This is a genomic window from Anabaena sp. FACHB-595 (assembly GCF_048568275.1).
GTDB lineage: Bacteria > Cyanobacteriota > Cyanobacteriia > Cyanobacteriales > Nostocaceae > Trichormus.
Window position 1 is genome coordinate 4,836,345 of the sequence record NZ_CP183473.1, and the last position, 21,012, is coordinate 4,857,356.

15 protein-coding genes and 1 riboswitch are annotated in these 21,012 nt (G+C 41.5%); of the genes, 6 read left to right on the forward strand and 9 right to left on the reverse strand.

The window, feature by feature from the left end:
- Positions 1–60: 60 nt before the first annotated feature.
- From zwf to ACN222_RS20135, 8 genes are all read right to left on the reverse strand, one after another.
- Complete coding sequence (gene zwf, locus ACN222_RS20100) at positions 61–1,590, reverse strand: glucose-6-phosphate dehydrogenase (RefSeq protein WP_010998159.1); 1,530 nt, start codon at positions 1,588–1,590, stop codon at positions 61–63.
- A gap of 142 nt (positions 1,591–1,732) precedes the next feature.
- Entirely contained in the window at positions 1,733–2,878 is a 1,146-nt protein-coding gene (tal, locus tag ACN222_RS20105) for a transaldolase (protein WP_010998160.1), read from the reverse strand.
- A 219-nt stretch (positions 2,879–3,097) separates the two neighbouring features.
- Positions 3,098–4,147 (reverse strand): class 1 fructose-bisphosphatase, encoded by a 1,050-nt coding sequence (gene fbp / locus ACN222_RS20110; RefSeq protein ID WP_010998161.1) that lies wholly within the window; start codon positions 4,145–4,147, stop codon positions 3,098–3,100.
- 645 nt (positions 4,148–4,792) lie between these two features.
- A complete protein-coding gene (locus tag ACN222_RS20115) occupies positions 4,793–5,077 on the reverse strand; it encodes an RNA recognition motif domain-containing protein (RefSeq protein ID WP_010998162.1) in 285 nt (94 codons plus the stop codon).
- A 392-nt stretch (positions 5,078–5,469) separates the two neighbouring features.
- Positions 5,470–6,483 (reverse strand): cytochrome d ubiquinol oxidase subunit II, encoded by a 1,014-nt coding sequence (gene cydB, locus ACN222_RS20120; protein ID WP_044522056.1) that lies wholly within the window; start codon positions 6,481–6,483, stop codon positions 5,470–5,472.
- A gap of 87 nt (positions 6,484–6,570) precedes the next feature.
- On the reverse strand, positions 6,571–8,013 hold the full coding sequence (locus tag ACN222_RS20125; protein WP_010998164.1) for a cytochrome ubiquinol oxidase subunit I: 1,443 nt from the start codon (positions 8,011–8,013) through the stop codon (positions 6,571–6,573).
- Positions 8,014–8,192: 179 nt separating this feature from the next.
- On the reverse strand, positions 8,193–9,383 hold the full coding sequence (locus ACN222_RS20130) for an MFS transporter (RefSeq protein WP_010998165.1): 1,191 nt from the start codon (positions 9,381–9,383) through the stop codon (positions 8,193–8,195).
- 66 nt (positions 9,384–9,449) lie between these two features.
- Entirely contained in the window at positions 9,450–12,005 is a 2,556-nt protein-coding gene (locus ACN222_RS20135; protein WP_044523223.1) for a TonB-dependent receptor domain-containing protein, read from the reverse strand.
- Positions 12,006–12,933: 928 nt separating this feature from the next.
- Positions 12,934–13,077: riboswitch (cobalamin riboswitch) on the forward strand.
- A 403-nt stretch (positions 13,078–13,480) separates the two neighbouring features.
- On the opposite strand from ACN222_RS20135, the gene ACN222_RS20140 reads away from it, so the two are divergent.
- From ACN222_RS20140 to ACN222_RS20165, 6 genes are all read left to right on the forward strand, one after another.
- Entirely contained in the window at positions 13,481–13,891 is a 411-nt protein-coding gene (locus ACN222_RS20140; RefSeq protein ID WP_010998167.1) for a DUF1636 family protein, read from the forward strand.
- A gap of 234 nt (positions 13,892–14,125) precedes the next feature.
- Complete coding sequence (locus ACN222_RS20145) at positions 14,126–16,255, forward strand: TonB-dependent receptor plug domain-containing protein (RefSeq protein WP_096637184.1); 2,130 nt, start codon at positions 14,126–14,128, stop codon at positions 16,253–16,255.
- A 42-nt stretch (positions 16,256–16,297) separates the two neighbouring features.
- A complete protein-coding gene (locus tag ACN222_RS20150; RefSeq protein ID WP_010998170.1) occupies positions 16,298–17,170 on the forward strand; it encodes a (2Fe-2S) ferredoxin domain-containing protein in 873 nt (290 codons plus the stop codon).
- A 125-nt stretch (positions 17,171–17,295) separates the two neighbouring features.
- Positions 17,296–18,498, forward strand: coding sequence for an ABC transporter substrate-binding protein (locus ACN222_RS20155; RefSeq protein ID WP_419756870.1), 1,203 nt, complete (start codon positions 17,296–17,298; stop codon positions 18,496–18,498).
- Positions 18,498–19,586: a FecCD family ABC transporter permease gene (locus tag ACN222_RS20160; RefSeq protein ID WP_010998172.1), complete on the forward strand. Its 1,089-nt coding sequence runs from the start codon at positions 18,498–18,500 to the stop codon at positions 19,584–19,586. The genes ACN222_RS20155 and ACN222_RS20160 overlap by 1 nt, the downstream gene beginning before the upstream one ends.
- Entirely contained in the window at positions 19,583–20,596 is a 1,014-nt protein-coding gene (locus ACN222_RS20165; RefSeq protein WP_044522062.1) for an ABC transporter ATP-binding protein, read from the forward strand. Before ACN222_RS20160 ends, ACN222_RS20165 begins: the two co-directional genes overlap by 4 nt.
- A gap of 136 nt (positions 20,597–20,732) precedes the next feature.
- Here ACN222_RS20165 and ACN222_RS20170 read toward each other — a convergent pair whose 3' ends face one another.
- The gene (locus ACN222_RS20170; protein WP_010998174.1) at positions 20,733–20,951 is read right to left on the reverse strand and encodes a hypothetical protein; all 219 of its coding nucleotides are present in this window, start codon (positions 20,949–20,951) and stop codon (positions 20,733–20,735) included.
- Positions 20,952–21,012 lie beyond the last annotated feature (61 nt).

The following is a 21,012-nucleotide window of genomic DNA, read 5'->3' on the forward strand; positions in this document are numbered from 1 at the left end:
AGCTTTGATAAACCAATAAGCAATACCTATTCCCCAGTCCCCATTCCCCATTCCCTATGCCTACAGTCTGCGCCAGCGACGACCATCTTGGTTAATCAGAAATTCTGCTTCTGCTGGTTCCCAGGTTCCGGCTTCGTACTGGGGAATGGTGGCGGGGTCGGCGGGTGAGTCCCAAACAGAAAGGGCGGGGGTGACTACCTGCCAAGCTGCTTCTACTTCGTCGGCTCTGGTGAATAATGTTTGGTCGCCCATCATACAATCTAAGAATAGGCGATCGTAAGCGTCGGAAGTAGCTTCAATCCCAAAGGAACCATAGCTGAAATCCATATCTACGGAACGGGTACGGAATTCGGCTCCTGGCATTTTCACATCAAAACGCAAGGAAATTCCTTCATTTGGCTGAATCCGCATAGCTAAAATGTTGGCGTTTCTTTGTTGCGCGGCAGATTGGAACATCCGAGAAGGCACATCGCGGAAGTGGATAGAAATCTCACTGACTTTCTTCGGCATCCGTTTGCCAGTACGCAGGTAGAAAGGAACACCTTGCCAACGCCAGTTGTCAACTAAAAACTTCATACCTACATAAGTAGGGGTGGAGGAATTTGGGTCAACTCCTGGTTCTGTCCGATACCCAGGAACTTGTTGACCTTTCATCCAACCAGCGCTGTATTGTCCGCGTATTGCTGAACGTGATAGGTTGTGTACGTCAGCCAGGCGAGTAGCTTGTAACACTTTGACTTTTTCTGTACGGATGCTATCGGCATCCATTGAGTTTGGTGCTTCCATTGCTGTCAGGCAATAAAGCTGCATCAGGTGGTTCTGCAACATATCCCGCAGTGCGCCGGCTTTTTCGTAATAACCAGCCCGGTCTTCCACGCCTACGGTTTCTGCCACGGTAATTTGTACGTGGTCAACAAACTGACGATTCCACAGGGGTTCAAAAATGGCATTGGCGAAGCGGAATACCAGTAAGTTTTGAACTGTTTCTTTACCCAAGTAGTGGTCGATGCGGTAGACTTGGTGTTCTTTACAATACTTCTGCACTACTGCGTTCAGGCTTTGGGCTGATGCCAAATCTCTACCAAATGGTTTTTCAATTACTAGACGATGTTTGTATGGGTCGTCTAACATTCCTGCTCCCCCTAGTTGCTTGATAGCTTCAGGGAAGAAGTTAGGGGCGACGGAGAGGTAAAACATCCGGTTGCCCCGTGTACCTCGTTTCTCGTCTAATTCGCTTAACAAATTCTTCAGTTTTTGATAACTTTCCGGGTTATCTATGTCTCCAGGGCAGTAGAACAGACCTTGAGAGAAATCTTGCCACAGTTCTCCAAGTTCGACACTGCTATGAGCCTCTTCCATGCCCTTTTGCATTTGTTCGCGGAAGTATTCGTGGCTCCATTCCCGACGGGCTACACCAACAATGGTAGTTTCTGGGGGAATGCGTCGTTCCCGCCGCAATTTGTAAAGTGCTGGGACGAGTTTGCGCCAGGTAAGATCACCAGAAGCGCCAAAGATGACTATAATTTGGGGTTCGGGCATCCCTTGTTGTTGCAGACCAACGCGCAAGGGATTTTCTAGGAGACTAACCATAACAGTTTTGGGATTTTAGATGGAGGTTTGGGGAGTTGGGTACTGGGGATTGGGTACTGGGGATGGGGGATTGGGATCAGGTAAATGTTTTCTCCCCTGCTCCCTACTCCCTGCCCCCCTGCCTCTTCCTAATCCCCAGTCCCTATACTGGTGACAATAGCTTGACTTTGCCCTCTAAAGAGTTCATAAGGGACTGGAAGGGCTGGACAAATTTGTTAATGCCTTCGATTAACAATTCGTCCATCACGGCATTGATATCGATGTTGATGTCTGGGTCTTTGAGGCTTTCGATCAATTGGTAGGCTTCTGCAACTCCTGTTTCTACACGGTTAGCGACTTCGCAATGGTCGGCACAAGCGGTAATTGTTGCTGGTGGTAAGGTGTTGACGGTATCGGGGCCAATTAACTCATCAACATACATGACATCGCTGTAGTTGGGGTCTTTGGTGCTGGTACTAGCCCATAATAATCTTTGCACTTTTGCCCCTTTAGCTGCTAGTGCTTGCCATTGATCGCTCTCAATAATTTTTTTGTATTCTTGATAAGCAATCTTGGCATTGGCGATCGCTACTTTACCTTTTACAACCATCAGTTTTGCTTCTAAACTAATATCATCAACGCCACGGGCTAGTTTGGCATCAATTTTCCCGTCAATGTTGATATCAATCCGACTGAGGAAGAAACTAGCAACAGAAGCAATTTGGCTGATATCCTTACCCTCAGCTAGGCGTTTTTCTAAACCCCGAATATATGCCCAAATTGTGTTGATGTAGCTTTGAACAGAGAATAGCAGGGTAACGTTAACGTTAATGCCCTCAGCTATTACCTGTTCTACAGCTGGCAACCCGGCTTCAGTACCGGGGATTTTAATCATCACATTTTCCCGCCCAATTTCTTGATAATAGCGGCGGGCTTCGTTAATTGTCGCTTGTGTATCATGGGCGATGGTTGGTGGGACTTCGATACTCACATAACCATCTAATTTATTCGAGGCTTCATATACAGGGCGCAAGATATCACAGGCATTACGGATATCTGCAAAAATTAGGGATTCATAAATTTTGTATGTGGGTAATCCCGCACGCACACCAGCTTCGATATCAGCATCATAAATGACATTATTGGCGATCGCCTTTTCAAAAATCGCCGGATTGGAAGTAATCCCACAAATCCCTTGATTTTCAACTAGATTTTTGAGTTCACCCGACTGAATAATGTCACGGCTCAAATTATCCATCCAGATACTTTGACCGTATTCTTTAATCTCCAATAAATGATTGATGGCCATAGCTACAGTTTGTTTCACCCCGTAAAAGATGTTTTAAGTGACTTCGACAAAACACACCAAAGTATTGATGGTTACTTTTGCATTTTTGCTTTGTCTATCACTTATTACATCGGCCAGCTGAGATAATCTCTCACATTTAGCTGAGAAAGTGCTGAGTAGTAAGTGCTGAGTAGGGCGTTAGGAATTATTATTTCTTATTCTCCCCCTGCCTCCTGCCTGTTAATGACCATTCTGAATAAATGATTCAACCTTGGCTACGTCCTCTTTACTACCAATAATCAGAGGTGTACGTTGGTGTAGTTTTTTCGGTACAACATCTAAGATATCTACTAATCCCGTAGTTGCCCGACCACCAGCTTGTTGAATTAAAAAGGCTAAAGGAGCAGATTCATACAACAACCGTAATTTACCTTCAGGGTTTTGAATCGTCCCTGGGTAGAGAAACACACCACCTTGTACCAAAATTCTATGGATATCGCTCACCATTGCACCACTGTAACGAGCTGTGTAACCTTCTGTACGGTGAACATAGCGGATATATTCCCGCATTGATTCTTCCCATTGCCAGAAGTTACCTTCATTAACGCTGTAAACTGCGCCGTGGTCGGGAATGCGGATATTTTCTTCGCTGAGGATGAATTCTCCTAAGCTGGGATCAAGGGTAAATGAGTGAACTCCCGTACCCATTGTATAAACTAGCATCGTGCTAGGCCCATATAAAATGTAACCCGCCGCAATCTGCTTGCGTCCGTTGGTGAGGAGGTCTTTAGCTTGGCCATCACTATCATCACCTTCCTGTTGACGGATAGAGAAAATGGAACCCAAACTGAGATTTGTATCTGTGTTTGAGGAACCGTCTATTGGGTCATACAGTAAGGTGTAACGACCTATGGGGCAATTTTCGGGAATGTAATATGGTTCATCCATTTCCTCAGATGCAAGACGACAAACTAAGCCGCTTTGCTTAAACACTGAGATAAACACGTCATTGGCATAGACATCCATCTTTTTGACGGATTCACCTTGTACATTTACCTCCCCAGTAAATCCGAGAACCCCTTCCATTAAACCAGCGCGGCTAAGGCGACGGGCAACTAATTTACCTGCTAAAGCAATCCGATTCATTAATGCACTCAAATCTTGTGCATCTGCGGAAAAACTTTGGAGTTGTTGGAGGACGTGACGGGATAAGGTTGTACAATCGCGGTCTAGAGCTTTATCTGTAGACTCGTTGACAGACAAATCCAAGGATTCTGAGGCTTTAGCCATGTTATGTACTTCCTAGCGACTGCTGTTAGTTGGATCAAGTTTGCGTGGCAACACATAGTTGCTGCCTCTATCTTAGAAAGGTAATTTGATAACCTAGATGTGATTTTAGATAAACTAAAGAAATCGAGAGTTTACGCTTGCTATGGTGAGGAGAGTTGCGGCAGATAGAAGCATAGGGTTGAGTAAGTGTACTTAGTATTTTGTGTTATCTACTCGATTGGCATATTAAGTACGACTATTAACATCTTGCACCAATATGATGACGACTTTTGTAGGGTGAGCATCAATCACTTTTAATTGAAAGGTTCATTTTCGCATTGACTGTTGACTAAACCTCCTTGGAGATAAATTTTAAAGGTATTGGTCTTCTCCTGATAATTATAGATTCCGTCCACAGAGTGCGGTACTTATACCAATTACATAAGTAACGCGATGTACGATTTATTCTTAGAACCCTTCTCCATTAGATGCGGAGCGTTTAAGGTAAAGAAAATCCGGCTAGTAGAATAATTTTTTGGGAAATCTCCACTAGTCGGATTTATTATGGAATTTTTATTGCATTGTCCGAGATATTTCTAGCAAATATCGGCCTTATGTGTCTTGATAAGTAGGATAAAATTTGCTAGTGTAGGGAGCCATTTTTGATTAATAATCTTGTTTTTTACCCCAACTACCTCGTCGGTCATCTTCTCGCGGTTTAGCTTTATTGACTCTCAGCTGACGACCCATCCATTCTGCACCATCTAATTCGGTAATAGCTGCATCTTCTTGGGCATCTTCATTCATTTCAACAAAGGCAAAACCACGCATCCGACCGGTTTCACGGTCTGTAGGTAATACGACTCTTTTGACCTCACCGTAGTCTGCAAATACGGCTTTTAAGTCTGCTTCGGTGGCGCGGTATGAGAGATTTCCAACGTAGATAGTCATGTGGGATCACGTAATTCTTAACAAAGAGCGGCTAGTTCAGCTTTAAAAAAGTTCTAAGCAAATATTGCATAGTCTTCTTTAGTTGCAGACGGCAAATGTTGTAGTGCAGCAATTATGGTTGCTGGCATTCACTCCAACTAAACTTACGCTGCGACTGAACTGAGGCATACGCTCATATAATAACTGATCATGATAATTTTCAAAGTGAGAGATTTTACAATATCTCGCAAATAAAATTAGCAAGTCTTATATGTTTGATTAACAGCAAACAAGCAGCGGAAAACCTCGTTTGTAAGGATGCAGTGGTGTAAGGGTTTCAAACATTTATACCTCTACATCCCTATACCCTTCTCCAAACCCTTGATCTTGCGTTTTCACGCGTAAGTCCTAACTTATTCCCCATAATGTGTACCTATGACTTTCCCGCGAAACACAATGTAATTGTAGATGTTGTAGAACAACATAATGGGAATCAGAAATCCAATGAAGATAATCATGAACACTAACGCACTAGGTGCTGCGGCTGCTTGATAAATGGTGATACCTGGGGGGATGATATAGGGAAAAACAACTAATCCCAAGCCCACAAAGGTAAGTAGAAAAAGCAGCACTGTCCAAACCAGGGGAGTAGTTTCTGCTTTGCGGTTCAGGCTTTGAATCAATAAGCCAATTAGCAGCACACCTAGCACGGGAATAAGTGAAAATAGATACACTTCTGGTTGGTGAAATAACTTTGCCCTGGCATTTTCATACACAACAGGGGTGGCGATGGTGATTAAGATTGCACCGATAAGAGTTGTCCAAGCAGCGATTTTTGCTGTGCGGTAGTGGGATGTTTGCAGTTCTCCCTCAGTTTTTAAGATGAGATAGGTGGAGCCAATCAACACATAACCTTGAATTAATGTCAAGGCAACTAAGAGCGATCGCCAATCGAGCCAGTCCCACATACTACCGATAAAGTGACCCGATTCATCCACCTTAATGCCTTCTAAAATGCTGCCCAAGGCAAATCCTTGAAACAGCGCCGCCATGAAACTTCCAACTCCAAAGGCGACGTTCCAAAATACTTTGTTTGTCGAATGCTCCCGAAATTCAAAGGCCACAGCCCGAAAAATCAAGCCAAATATCATGCCAAAAATGGGAATGTAGAGCGCATTCAAAATGGTGCCATAAGCCAGAGGAAATGCCCCAAATAATGCACCTCCCATCAACACCAGCCAGGTTTCATTGGCATCCCAAATATTACCCAAACTCGTCATTAAAATGTCCCGTCGCTCCTCATTGGAACTGGTTAGGGACAGGATACCTACGCCTAGATCAAACCCGTCTAACATAACGTAGAGAAACAAAAACAGAGCCAAGATAATAAACCATACCTGGGCTAAAAAGTGTTCTAAATTCTCCATACAATTACCTATTGATTTACCATACACAGCACTCTTTATTGCAAATTGCGTTGGCGTTAGCCTTGCCGCAGGCTATTGCGAATTGATTTACTGCTGTGCTTCCACAGGACGTTGATCTGGAACAAATTCAGCCGGAGTCGTTTCTACGCCTGGTTGGGTGTCAATACCTGGAACGGGAAGCTCTAGGTTGGGGCCTTGACGAATAATCCGACTACCAAAGAATAAGGCACAAATAAACAGGGCTGTATAAATTCCTGCAAAAATTAGCAAGGATGTTAAAACCTCAGTCGCCGGTAGGTGGGAAACGCCATCTGCTGTGCGAATTTTCCCATAAACTACCCAAGGTTGTCGCCCAACACAGCGCACAATCCAGCCTGATTCCACGGCAATGTAGCCCAATGGAGCCGCTAAAATCCAAATTCGCAGTAGCCATTTTTGCTGGGCGATCGCTTCTGGTGAAAGTTTACCCCGCAACCATTGAATCACACTGATACCCATCAAGCCAGCCAAGAAAAAGCCGATACCACTCATGATGCGGAAGGAATAATAAATCAAACCCACCATCCGGGGGCGATCTTCAGGTTTCCACTCTTTCAGTCCCAGAACGGGTTTAGACAGATTTTTTTTGAATTCCAAAATGTAGCCTAAGCCGTTGGGAATTGAGATTTCCCAGTCATTTTGCTCAGTCTGATTATTGGGTAATGCAACTACACTCCAGGGCGCAGGTTCTCCGGCTGGAGAGGTTTCCCACTTGGCTTCCATTGCTGCTAGTTTGGTAGGCTGATAGTCAGCTACCTGTTCAGCGCTGAGGTGTCCGACATAGATTTGTAATGGGGTGACAGCGATCGCTGTTGCTAGGGCAATTTTGAGCGATCGCGCAAAGAAAGCTTGATGGCGGTTGTTGAGAATATACCAGGCGCTAATTCCCCCAATCACAAACAAAGAAGTTTCCAGCGTCCCTAAAAACATATGGGAGACACTGTTGACCATGAAGGGGTTTAAAATTGCCTGAAAGTAATCATCAACAACAAATTTCCCGTTCACTATTTCCCCGCCGGCTGGGGTCTGCAACCAAGAGTTTGCCGCTAAAATCCAGAAGGTAGATAGGTTTGCACCAAAGGCAACCATAATCGTGGCAAAATAGTGAATCACTGGGTTTACTCTTTCCCAGCCAAACAGCATAATACCCAGAAATCCGGCTTCTAGCATGAATGCCATCGAAGCCTCAAAGCCTAAAATGCTGCCAAAAAAGTCGCCTACTGCTTCGGAAAACGGGGCCCAGTTCGTACCAAATTGAAACTCCATTGGTAAGCCAGATGCTACACCAATCCCGAAATTCAACACATATAGCTTGGCCCAGAAACGAGCATGGTGGTAGTAATCAGGATTGCGTGTTTTTAGCCACATTCCTTCGACAATGACCAGATAAATTCCCATCCCCGTGGTGAGAACAGGCCATAGCATATGAAAAATCGCCGTCAGTGCAAACTGCATCCGCGATAGAGCAACGGTGTCCGATATAAAATCCATCAACTAACCTCTGAATTTGTTTAAATCTTGACTGGCGTAGCATCTTGGGGTCATAGTCGCATGGTAACGGAACATTTCTCAGTAAACCGAAAAGTTTTTCCCAAAGAGCGATCGCTAATTTACTGTATTAAAAGGATTAGGTGAGTATTTGAGTTATTTTTGACAATAATTAGACAATATCAAGAACTAACTCCATATTCCTGCGTAATCAAAAAGACACTCAATAAACTTACTGCTGCACTCATTATAAATATAAAACTGTAACCCATTGTAGTTGCCAACATTCCACTCAAAACTGTGGCAGCAATCCCACCTAAAAACATCACAGAAACTTGCATTGTGTAATCAGTAGCGGCTGTATTTTTTTCGCATTTATCCATCATGGCACTGAGTAAAGCAGTATATGCCATACTTTGGGTTGCATTAACTATAATACAAACTGTATAAAGTACAAGCAAACTACTCACACCAATTGCCGGAATAATATATAAAAGTGTGGTCAGGTCTGCTATGAAGCCAAATATAATTAGAGACTTTATTCTTCCTAATTTGACAATTACTAATCCCGCAATCAAGGCGCTAACAATACGGGCGCTATAGCTAACTATTCCTAAAATCCAACCAATATCTGGTAAAGACAAACCCCTATCTACCAAGAGTGGGCGAATCATCAGACTTGTTACACTATCACCCATCATATATAGCAGTACAACAAAAAGCCAAGGTAATGCTTTTGGACGTGATAAAAAGCTGATAAATGGTTGAAAGTATGATCGAAAAAAGGTTGAATTTTCTAGTTGATGCTGACTTTTTTCTCTATAAATTAATATGGGAACTAAATTTATCAGCATAAATATCGACAGAGTAATTAAACTATATCGCCAGCCAATTTTATCTAAGAGAATGAGCATTACACCACCACCAATAATTGCGCCGAAAATATTGCCTCCAGATTGAATTGCATTACCTAATCCCCGTTCTTGAGGTTCGAGTAAATTGACTGCCAACGCATCAGTAGCAATATCTTGACTGGATGAAAATAAAGATGCTAAAAACATACAAGTTAGGAAGGCGTTTAAGTTATCTTGAATGTCAATAAAAGCCGTTACTAACATGGTTGAAATCAACAATAACTGAAAGCAAATAATCCAACCGCGATAATGCCCTAGTTTGCCTAAACGGTAGCGGTCAATGAATGGAGACCAAAGAAATTTTAATCCTGATGGTAGAATTAATAAACCTAGAAATCCAATCACATCCAGGGACATTTTTTGTTGTCGCATGAAAACGGGTAATGCTTGAATAAAGAATGTCGTCGGGATAAACTGAGAAATATAAAGTGTGGCGAGTAAAATCAATTTAGGAAGCATAGTAGCACTTGGGAAAGGGCAAAATGGCGACAGAGATAATGTTTGCTATCGCCTCCAAAATCAAGATTAAAAACTCGCACTTACTCGCACACCATAAGTTACTGGGTCGCCAAATCCCGCAGTTACATTAGGTGGTGGGAATAGGAAACCAGAGGTGATATAACGAGTATCAAACAAGTTATTTGCATATAAATAAATGCCATATTTTTCACCTTCATAACCAATCCGGGCATTTACTAGGGCATAGGGGTCTTGCTTCACCTGGTTAGCATCATCAAAGTAAGTTATTCCATAACCGCGTAATTCTGCACGGGCAAAAATACCACCAGGACTGCGATATTGAACGGCTAAATTGTAGGTTAATTCCGGTGCGAAAGGAACGCGGTTGTTGCTAAAGTCTCGATTTGTGAAAGAATTTCTATAGTTTTTAAATTTGCTGTCCACGTAGCCAATACCAGCAATTAAATCTAGTCCTTGTAAAGGATTGGCTTTGAGTTCAAATTCTAAACCTGTAACTTTGACGTTTGCATTGGTAACGTTTCTAAAAAAGCCAAAATCATCGGTCAGCAGCACTTGGTAGTTATCAACATCGCTTTGAAAAATAGATAGGTTTGCACTCAGACGGTCATCTAACCAAGAAGATTTTAAACCTGCTTCGTAAGTCCAGGTGGTTTCTTCTTGAAATCGGCGTGTATCTTCTGTATCTGCACGGTAGTTAAATCCACTTGGTCTGTAGCCTTTCGCTATTGTGGCGTAAGCCATTAAATTGGGATTGAAGCGATACTGTAAGCCAAAGCGGGGGATAAATGCGTCACTATTAAGGGTAGCATTGCGTACTTCTGCGGTGGGTGGATTGGCTGTACCATCAGGATTGACAAAAACACGGCGACGGTCGAGTTCAGCGTCAGCAGTTTCATAGCGCCAACCTGCAAACAAAGTTAGTGGTGCAATTGGTTTGTAGTCAATCTGTCCGAATATGGCGTAGGTGTGGCGATTTTGTTCTGCGGAAACGCGATCGCTCCCTGACGCTGGTAAGCCAAAGAATACTGCACCAGCATCACTATATTTAAAGGTGTCATCTAGAACATTAAAATTCCGTGACTCGTAATATCCACCAAGTAACCACCGCAAACGATCGGCACTTTCAGGGGACTGGAGGCGAAATTCCTGTGACCACAAGGTTGAATTGATACCGATAATTTGCTGTAGCAAATCACCGGGGAAATTGTCGCCCACCAGGGTATTTTGATTGCTAAATCGCCTGGTGGTAATGGATGTAGCCCGAAATCCATCGCCGTTGTAGCTAATTTTTAGCGCTTGGGTATTAGTGCTGAGACGATGGAAACCGTCAACTTCTTGGGAAACTTGAAAAGGGTTTTCTGCGTTTTGTCGAGAAAAGGTAGGATTGCCGTTATCGTTGTCACTAGCATAAGCGTTAAACGATATATTCCATTCTGGTGTGGGTGTCCAGAGAATTTGGGCGCGTCCTGTGAGTTGCGATCGCTCTCCTATTGGCTTATTCAGAAAGGTATTGTCAAATACGCCATCTCGTGCATTGTATGCGCCTGCTAGTCGAAATGCCAGTTTATCAGGAATAATTGCATCGCTGAGGGATAATTGCAATTCCCGGTTGTTATAGCTACCATAAAGAGCGCTAATTCGCATCTCTGGCTGATTACTTGGCGGGCGAGAAATCACATTCACCACCCCAGCCGGACTACTTCTACCATAGAGGGTGCTTTGGGGGCCTCGCAAAACTTCTACCCGTTCTAAATCAATCAAACCAACATCTAAAAAGCCGCCATAATCGAAGGGAACATCATCAATGTAAAAGCCAACGGTGTCTTGATTGGCTAAAAAGTTAAAGTTATTTAACCCCCGCACACTGTAGTAACTAAAATCAGCACTCCCCGCAGTCGTGGGGAGAAAACTAAAGTTGGGTGTATTGTTGGCGATATCTTGGAAAGAACGAATTTGAGCGTCTTCGATTTCTTGCTGAGGAATTACCGTCAAGCTAAGAGGGACATCCTGCGCGTCTTCGGGGCGTTTTTGGGCGGTTACTATCAATTCAATGTCTGGGGAAGTAGGAGTAAGGGCGATCGTTAAACCATTAGATTGATTTACTACCTGGATTGGTGGTAGCTTCCCTGAAGATGCGATGGTTACACGTACTGTGTTGTTAGATTCTTGCTGTGTTACCGTCACATAAGAAATACCATCAACTGGTGTGTCTTCCCGAAATTCCTTTCCTTCTGGTAAAGCTAGTACTGCATTGGGGATATCTGCAATAAATATATTGCCTTCTTGAAGAGTTTCTGGTGCAGATATTTCTCCATCTGGAGTTTCCAGAATTATCTCAAAATTATCGTCTGTACGATTGATTCGCACACCAGTAATCTTGATTTTTGGAGGGGTTGGCGCTGACTGTGATAGCCAATCTTTAACACTTGTTGGTGGACGCTCAATATCACTCAGTCGAGGAATATTTGTAATTAATCCAATGTTCTTTGTGTTTACCGGCTTCTCTTGTGCATTTGCTTTCTGAGTTATCAACAAGCAAATCGTACTTGCTATACCTATATAGATACACTGATTTAGTTTCAAGGCTGCCCCACACTCCACAAAAACCACACCACGAGACTGAGAACGCAACTCTTAAGTGTTACATCCATACTTCCAGTGATATTGTTTACTTCATGGAATAGGCTTGTCAAAAGACAATCTGTCAAAGAATATCCTCATCTCTATCTGGGACTATAAACACCTTAGTTTCTGCATATCTGGGGATGAGAGCAATTTCTGATAAAGATGAGAGTTGTTGCTGTAAATTTTTCAGTAATAAGAAAGCTTTGTCATAGAGTGTAGTTTCTCTCTGTTGGCTTCAGAGTAACTGCCGTGCTGCATTTTTTCAATCCCTAGCTTGAATAAGTCGCCTCCTGGGATTTCCGTGTCCGATGGAGACAATGAATATGCAGGTAAAGTAAAAAAACAGCAGACGAGTGTAACAGCAATACCCAACTTGAAGATGAATCGATAAAAGCGACTCATAATAACATCTCACTTGATTAGCAGAGCAAAGTAAGTAGATCAGGCACATACCTTACCTACTATTTCTTAACTAGAGAACAACAATCTTATTGTCGTATTCTGACTTTATTTCCCATCCTTGTCTGCTTTTCCCAGCACATATATATGCTGCAACATCCCCAATTTGATTTGATTTTAAACGACCTGTCAAATGACAGACAGTCAAACTGTCTGGCTTGGATTTGTGCGATGGGTTATCTTCTCCTGCGCGAACGCACATACGGTAAACCCAATCTGCCAAGTATAAACTTTTAGTATTTGGGGATTAGCTTTGATTCTTAGTACGGCTTTGCATAAAATCATGGCTGGTTGAGGGTGGACATTTAAACGTAAAGGCGCGCAAAGGTAAGCGCAGAGAAACTTAAGTTATGCGATCGCCCCAGCTTTTGCTGATTCTGGTACACTGGCAATTACTTTACGTTTTAAGTAGCGGCTGAATTTCAGCATCATTGCTGTGGTAGTATTTTTTCAATATCAACTCGGTTCTGGTGGGGATCAGCCATCAGAGGTAAGGGGGAAAGTCCGGTGTAAATCCGGCGCTGTCCCGCAACTGTAATGGGGCTTATGCCTCAAAGTCAGAATGCCCGCCGAAAGTACAACAAATTCTTATCTGCGAGGTACAGATGAATAACGCAATCAATACTCTCCCCCTTAAAGAGGATCACTATCTCATAGCGTCATATATACGCCACACACTACAAATTTCTATGAGATTGTAGATATTTCCTTACAGATATCAATACTTACACAGAAGGTTATAGATACAAACTGGAAAACACAGTTGTATTTTATCTTTCGCTTTGCATATTTACTTTATCCAAGCTAGAGGTAACTTTACGCCTACCTGCATCAAACGCTTAACAGCGAATGCGCCTAAGCCTCCTCGTTGCCTTAGTTTCTCTTTTAGAGAGAGACGCTACCACGAACCCACAGTGTAAGGGGTACGGGAACGCCTAGCGGTAAATGCGTAAGGCTAATTCATGCTATCAATCAGCAACGCCTGAAAATCAATGAGCAAAAAACAACATACTTTATTTGTCTGCACGACCTGCGCCAGTGTGTGGCAAGATGGCAAGCGAGTTGGCGAAAGTGGTGGACAGCAGCTATTACAACAACTCCAAGCACTTGCACAAACTTGGGAATTGCAACATAAATTCTCCATTCAGGGAGTTGAATGTATGAGTGCTTGCAACCATGCTTGCGTTATTGCCTTTACGGGAGAAGAGAAGTTAACCTATCTTTTCGGCAATTTAGCAGTTGATGATAGCGCATCTGCAATACTGCAATGCGCCACTCAATACTACAATAAAGCATCTGGTTTACTACCTTGGTCAGAACGTCCAGAAGCTTTAAAAAGAGGCATCTTAGCCAAAATTCCACCCCTAAGTAAGTGGGCAAAATTCCATCATAATTGCTGTTAATTTAACACCAGTAGTCCATCCAGTTCGTAGTCAGGACTTTAGTCCTCAAAACTCTCAGCACTCAAGTACTGACTACAAACTTAAAAACTAGCTTGTAAATTACACTATCAGTGTGATAATAATAATCATTATCTAAACATAGCAATTTTCCTACTGGCTGAGAGTTTTTTACCGAAAAAGCTCAAATTTCTACTTGAGAAAAATTTTTAGTTATACAGGTGGCTTCAATTACCAATGCGTACTCAGTTTATTGCCAGATGGGGAACTCAACTTATCGTTTCTAGTTTGACTATCACCGCAGGGATGCTGTGGGAAAATTCCAGCATGATAGCCACAGAAGTTCTACAAATATCCGAGTTTCCGCAAGAGGAAGGTTCAGCCAAAGACTTACAACCAGTTACAGAAGTAATATCTCAAGATACGACAGAAACCGAACCCGACATTCAACTGACAGTCATTGACAAACTCCTCAATGAACCTGTATTTTCCCCTTTTCGCCGCGAGGGAACAGTAAAAGATTCCACCCGTCCGGTGTATGTGATTACTGGCGAAGAAATGGAAGCACAGGGTGCAATAACTGTCAGAGAAGCACTGCGATTTCTTCCTGGTATTTTGGGTGACGGTACAGTTGGGACAGAAGTAAACGCCTTAAGTGGTCAATTTATTCGCGGTTCTAATACCGGACAAGTATTAATCTTATTGGATGGCAGACCAATTAATAATTTAGGTGGTGGTGGTTTCGATTTGTCAGAATTTACCACTAATAATATTGAAAGAGTTGAAGTCTTACCAGGAGGTGGTTCAACACTTTATGGTTCAGATGCAATAGGCGGGGTAATTAATATTGTTACCCGTCGTCCTACAGAGAAAATCACCACAGAAACCAAAGTTAATTTCGGTTCCTATGGACTTAACCAACAAAGCATTCAAAATAGTGGAAAATCAGGTGATATTTCTTGGGTAATTGGTTACAACCGTACCCAAGCACAAAATAATTATCGCTTTACTATTCCTGAAGCTAACTTTGAGGGAACAAGAAGAAATAATGACGCACTCTTTAATAACTTTAACGTCAAACTAGAGGCAAATTTCGGTCAACGTAACACCTTAACCCTCTCCACCCTATATTTAGGTAAAGAACAGGGAGTACCGGGAGGTGTACCTATTCCTGTACCCGAATTTGGACAGGGATTTTTTAACTCTCTGACTGAGAATTATCGCAAATACACAGACCAAGTTCTCACTGATTTAACCTGGAACTCTAAATTAGGCAGTGGTGATGATTCTCTATTAACAGCGAGAGTTTACGCTGATTTTCTCAATACTCGCTTTGATGACCGTAGCGGTGCAATCACATCTCAAAACCGCTTTGATACTAAACAAGATTCCTACGGGATTCAAACCACACATAGCTGGAACTTTGCCAAGAATCAGACCTTAGTTTATGGCTTTGATTATCGTCATACAAATGTACGCAACACCACGTTTAATTATGGGACAAATATTACTAGAGAAAATTATGATGATGCTATAGGTCAAGGGGCAATTTTTGGAAAGTATGAAATTAACTTTTCTCCTAGTTTGAGTATGAATTTAGGAGTGCGGCAAGATTTTAGTAGTTTGGTAAATGGCTCATTTACATCACCATCTATAGGGGCAAAATTTGCAGTTTCAGATTCAACTACACTCCGCACTAACTATATAAGAAACTTCCGCGTGCCTACTATAGTCAATTTATTTAATAATAATCCTACTAATATTGGTAATCCTGACCTTAAACCAGAGAAGGGGGATAGTTTTGATGTAGGAATTGACCAAAAATTAGGTAATATTGGCTTGTTGAGGTTGACATTTTTTAGTAACCGTGTCTCTGATACAGTTGCCTTTAAAAGACTCACGCCCCCTGTAAATGGAAATACAGGGACTTGGGAAAATATCGGGTTAGTACAAACTACAGGAATTGAAGCTTCTTTAAATTTACAACTGGCGAAAAATATCTATGCTTTTGTGAATTATACGGCGAATGATCCGCGTATTTTAGAAAGTGCTAATCCGGCGGAGGTTGATAAGGCGTTAAGGTTTGCAGGTGCGGATAAATTAAATTTGGGTGCGTCTTATGAAAATCCTCAAGGTTGGTATTTGGGGGTGTTGATGAACTCCTTAAATGGATATCCCACTAATAATATTAATACGGAGTTTCTTTCGGGGTATACTACTTTTGATTTAAAGATGCGTGTACCTATTAGTGATAGTTTGGTTTTAACTGGGAGTTTGGATAATCTGTTTGATCAGCGTTATCAGTTGTTTCCTGGTTATCCTGATGGGGGGAGGGTTTTTCAGGTTGGGTTGAGTTCTCGGTTTTAAAAAGAAGAGTTTTAGTTTTTTTCACGCAAAGGAGAATTAAGAATGGCTGAGTTTAATTGTTGGGTGACACTTGTTAATGAGGTAGTTAAGGAAGATTTAGCTACGGGGGGGTTTATTGAGTATGAATATTTTGATTGTGGCAGTGATGTTTTAGCATCGTTAGTTTATACCTTGTTTGAACAGAATTGGCAACAAGTTGGCATTGCTCATATTGTTCAAGGTAGTGTTTTAGAGTTGGAATTTAATGCACCACCAAAGCTGTGTATTCTCTATGATGGCTATTTGACGGTAGCGGCTGAGGGTTGGCATTTACATTTATGTATTGATACTAATTTTGGTGGCCCTTTGTGTAAAACTCCTGTGGAAGTGAGGAAGCAACGTTTAGTTTCTCGTGCGGCTTTTTATCGGCGGTTTAATACAGAAGGAAATCCTAGAAGTTGGGGGATTCAGTTTTGGAATGGTGCGAATGAACAATTAATGACGATTTTGTTACCTAATCCTTTGGTAGATGGAGAAAATTTATTACCAGAGGGTAAACCAAATCTAGATAAGTTAGCTCTTTATCAAGATTTGCGAGATATTTATGTATTAGGTAAAAAACCCATACCCTTTAGCAAAAATCCTCTCAAACATTCCTATATTTCCGTTTGTACCTCTACACGCTGTCTGCCTTCTCGTAAATGGCAACCTACATTTGATGCTTTAAAATCAGCAGTAGAAAACGCAGGTTTAGACATCGAAGTCAGAACATCTGGCTGTTTAGAAGTGTGTCAACTCGGCCCAGTTGTTTTTTATTCCAATGATAGAACTTGGTACACTCGCGTTAACCCCAACGTTGCCGAAAATATCGTCAACGAACATCTAATCAAAGGTAACAAAATCACCGAAAACCTCTACCCACCCCAAACCCTCTAATCTCCTTTAAATCTTTGCGTCTACCCTGCGGGAACACCTTACGGCGAATGCGCCTACTCTTCTCATTCTCCTGTCGGAGACGCTGGCGCGAACGAGAACGACTTCGTCGAATGCGTGAGATAAAAATGATAAAACTCCCACACAAAAAACCAATCATTTTCTTCTGTCAATTATTCCTCATAGCCACCCTCATCATCGCTTGTCATCAGACCACAATTCACACATCAACTAATACCTGCACCCCCAACTATAACCCCAATCAAGATTACTTTCCCAATAAAATCAAAATCACCCACGCCAGAGGTTTGGCGGTAGAATATCACAAACATTACAAAGTAGTCACTATTAAAAACCCTTGGCAAAATGCCAAAACTCAGTTTCAATATGTTTTAGTCCAATGCGGAACTCCCACACCCCAAGGATTTAAGCAGGCGCAAGTAATTACAGTTCCCATTCACTCTATAGTTTCTCTATCAACTACACATCTACCCCACCTAGCCAAATTAGGCGTAGTTGATAAACTAATTGGTATTAGTAATAGTAAACAAGTCAATACTCCTGATGTAGTTGAGAGAATCAAAGCCGGAAAGATTACACAAGTAGGTAATAATTCTAATGTAGACATAGAAAGGTTATTAGAATTAAATCCTGACTTAGTAACAACTTTTGGAACAGGAAATTCCCAAACTGATAGTTATAGCAAACTCACGGAGGCAGGTTTGAAAGTCGGGATAAATGCTGAATATATGGAAGATACGCCATTGGGAAGAAGTGAATGGTTGAAATTTACGGCTTTGTTTTTTAATCAAGAAGAAAAAGCAGAAAAGATATTTGCAGAAATTACTGATAAATATGAACAAGTAGCTCAAAAAGTCAAATCTGTAAAAAACCGTCCAACAGTATTTGTCGGATTTAACTTTAAAGGTACTTGGTTTATGCCTGGTGGGAATAGTTACGTAGCGAAATATCTTGCTGATGCTGGAGGTGATTATCTCTGGAGTAATGAGCAATCTGCTGGTAGTCTACCGCTTTCTTTTGAAGTTGTTTTGGAACGTGCGACAAATGCTGACTATTGGTTGAATTTTAGCCAATCTTGGCAGAGTTTAAAAGATTTATTAGCTGAAGATAATCGCTATGCTGATTTTAAGTCTGTGAAAATAGGCAATCTTTATAATAATAATGCCCGTGTTAATGAAAGTGGAGGTAATGATTACCGGGAAGGTGGAATTAGTAACCCAGATATAGTTTTATCTGACTTAATTAGAATACTGCATCCAGAGATATTACCGAATCATCAATTATTTTATTACCACAAAATTCTTAAATAATGTTAAGTGAAAAATATAAATTTAAAAACTCTTTATTAACCCACAATTCTCAAATTATAAAAAGCCTTATTTTCTCAGTTTTATTAATAGGTTTACTATGTGCCTTTTTATTAGACTTAGCTTTAGGCTCAGTTGATATCCCTATCAACGAAGTAGTCAATATTTTACTCGGACAAGAACCAGAAAAAGCAACTCATGCTCATATTATTCTCAAATTTCGCTTACCTAAAGCTTTAACTGCAACTTTAGCAGGTGCAGCTTTAGGTGTGAGTGGCTTACAAATGCAAACCTTATTTAAAAATCCCTTAGCGGGGCCTTTTGTATTGGGAATTAGTTCTGGTGCAAGTTTAGGTGTGGCGTTAGTTGTGCTGACAGCAAGTGTAACAACACCAACATTATTAACAGATTTGGGAATCATTAGTGATTTTGGTTTAGTTATAGCAGCAAGTCTCGGCGCAGCATCAGTTTTAGGGATGATGTTAGTTGTGTCTCGCCGAGTGCAAGACACAATGACGCTACTGATTTTAGGTTTATTGTTTGGTTATGCTACTAGTGCAATTGTGAGTATTTTGTTGCAGTTTAGCTCAAAGGAACGCATTCAAAATTATATTATGTGGACTTTTGGGAGTTTTGCTGGGGTGACTTGGAAACAGTTAATTGTTTTAATTCCAGTGATAGTTTTAAGTTTATTAGTGGCGGTGTTGCAATCGAAGTCTTTAAATGCGCTGTTATTGGGAGAAACTTACGCACGTAGTTTAGGCTTAACAGTACAGAAAACTAGATTTTCAATTATTACTAGTGCGTCTATATTAGCAGGGGCAATTACGGCTTTTTGTGGCCCTATAGCATTTCTAGGTGTGGCTATTCCCCATCTGTGCCGTAGTTTATTTAATACTTCCGACCATAGAATGTTAATCCCTAGTGTAATAATTATGGGTGCAATCTTAGCATTAATTGCTGATTTGTTTTCTCAACTTTGGGTAAGTCAGATGGTTTTACCTTTGAATGCAATTACTGCTTTAATTGGTACTCCTGTTGTAACTTGGGTAATTCTGCGGCGTAATTCCCAAAAATCTTTCCCGTCATGAGTAATCCAATTTTAACAACTCACAATCTGACTATTGGTTATAAAACATCCAGAAAAAATGTTCGGTGTGTTGCATCAGATATTTCGGTATCTCTGCAATCTGGGGAAATGGTTTGCTTACTTGGCCCCAATGGTGCGGGTAAGTCTACATTACTGCGATCGCTCGCCGGAATGCAACCCCCAATAGCCGGAGAAGTCCGACTCTTAGGCGAAAACGTCTATCATTTACAACCACAGAACTTAGCCAAACGTATGAGTTTGGTACTGACTGAGAAAGTTGATGTAGGAATGCTATCAGCCTACACTTTGGTGAGTTTGGGACGACATCCTTATACTGACTGGTGGGGGAGGTTAACTCCTGAAGATGAAGCAATAGTACATTGGGCGATAAAATCTGTAGGAGCAGTACACTTAGCACAACGCCAAGTCAGTGAATTAAGTGATGGTGAACGCCAAAAAATTATGATTGCGCGTGCTTTGGCGCAGTCGCCGATGGTGATGTTATTGGATGAACCGACGGCATTTTTAGATTTACCACGGCGGGTGGAAATTATGCAATTGTTGCGTCAATTAGCACGAGAAACTAATCAAGCAATTCTCCTTTCTACCCACGATTTAGATTTAGCTTTGCGGCTTGCTGATAAAGTTTGGCTATTATCAACTGGTGGAATTTTACAGGTTGGCGCACCTGAAGATTTGGTGTTAAGTGGTGCTTTTGCTGATACTTTCCGCAGTGAAGGTGTGGAGTTTGATATGTTTTCTGGGGAGTTTCATTTACATACACCAGTCAAGGGAGAAATTAATTTGATAGGTGAAGGTATCGCATCTGTGTGGACTATTCGTGCTTTAAAACGTGCAGGCTTCCAAGTTAATCAAACTCAAAATAATTTGCCAATCTCAGTAGAAGTGATATCAAATTCTCAACAATTTTTGTGGAAAATCACAAACAGCCAGACTGTATATATTTATCAATCATTGTCTGAAATGATTAAATTTTTGGATTGTTTATAAAGTACTGTCTCTATATTCCATCTAACCTGATTATGTATTAGTGGGGTAATTGGTCATAAGAATGGGGTGTGGGGAGTTGTGAGTGTGTATTTGCTGTATTTCGTCTCCCTTACACCCAGTCCCCAATCCCCAGTCCCTAATCAATCGATATCGACTGAGGGCCACTGGCTTTGCCATTATGTGCGTCAGTTACGGGAAAAGAATAACTGTTAACGCCTCTTTGCTTATCTAACCAGCTTTTAACGGGATCATCAGCCAAGTTGAGTCTCAACACTCCAGAGGCAAATCCACCCAAAAAAGAGGCTGGATGTTGGACTAATTGTTTGAATATGGGTGACAGTTCATCAATGAACATTTAAATTTCTCCTGATGTTGGTGTAAAAATATCAAATCTTCATCAATCTTAACGTGTAAAT

What these genes read in the sequence shown, in the direction of transcription:
- zwf (WP_010998159.1), bottom strand. Translation starts at nt 1,590, where the DNA reads ATGGTTAGTCTCCTAGAAAATCCCTTGCGCGTTGGTCTGCAACAACAA.
- tal (WP_010998160.1), bottom strand. Translation starts at nt 2,878, where the DNA reads ATGGCCATCAATCATTTATTGGAGATTAAAGAATACGGTCAAAGTATC.
- fbp (WP_010998161.1), bottom strand. Translation starts at nt 4,147, where the DNA reads ATGGCTAAAGCCTCAGAATCCTTGGATTTGTCTGTCAACGAGTCTACA.
- ACN222_RS20115 (WP_010998162.1), bottom strand. Translation starts at nt 5,077, where the DNA reads ATGACTATCTACGTTGGAAATCTCTCATACCGCGCCACCGAAGCAGAC.
- cydB (WP_044522056.1), bottom strand. Translation starts at nt 6,483, where the DNA reads ATGGAGAATTTAGAACACTTTTTAGCCCAGGTATGGTTTATTATCTTG.
- ACN222_RS20125 (WP_010998164.1), bottom strand. Translation starts at nt 8,013, where the DNA reads ATGGATTTTATATCGGACACCGTTGCTCTATCGCGGATGCAGTTTGCA.
- ACN222_RS20130 (WP_010998165.1), bottom strand. Translation starts at nt 9,383, where the DNA reads ATGCTTCCTAAATTGATTTTACTCGCCACACTTTATATTTCTCAGTTT.
- ACN222_RS20140 (WP_010998167.1), top strand. Translation starts at nt 13,481, where the DNA reads ATGAGCAAAAAACAACATACTTTATTTGTCTGCACGACCTGCGCCAGT.
- ACN222_RS20145 (WP_096637184.1), top strand. Translation starts at nt 14,126, where the DNA reads ATGCGTACTCAGTTTATTGCCAGATGGGGAACTCAACTTATCGTTTCT.
- ACN222_RS20150 (WP_010998170.1), top strand. Translation starts at nt 16,298, where the DNA reads ATGGCTGAGTTTAATTGTTGGGTGACACTTGTTAATGAGGTAGTTAAG.
- ACN222_RS20155 (WP_419756870.1), top strand. Translation starts at nt 17,296, where the DNA reads ATGATAAAACTCCCACACAAAAAACCAATCATTTTCTTCTGTCAATTA.
- ACN222_RS20160 (WP_010998172.1), top strand. Translation starts at nt 18,498, where the DNA reads ATGTTAAGTGAAAAATATAAATTTAAAAACTCTTTATTAACCCACAAT.
- ACN222_RS20165 (WP_044522062.1), top strand. Translation starts at nt 19,583, where the DNA reads ATGAGTAATCCAATTTTAACAACTCACAATCTGACTATTGGTTATAAA.
- ACN222_RS20170 (WP_010998174.1), bottom strand. Translation starts at nt 20,951, where the DNA reads ATGTTCATTGATGAACTGTCACCCATATTCAAACAATTAGTCCAACAT.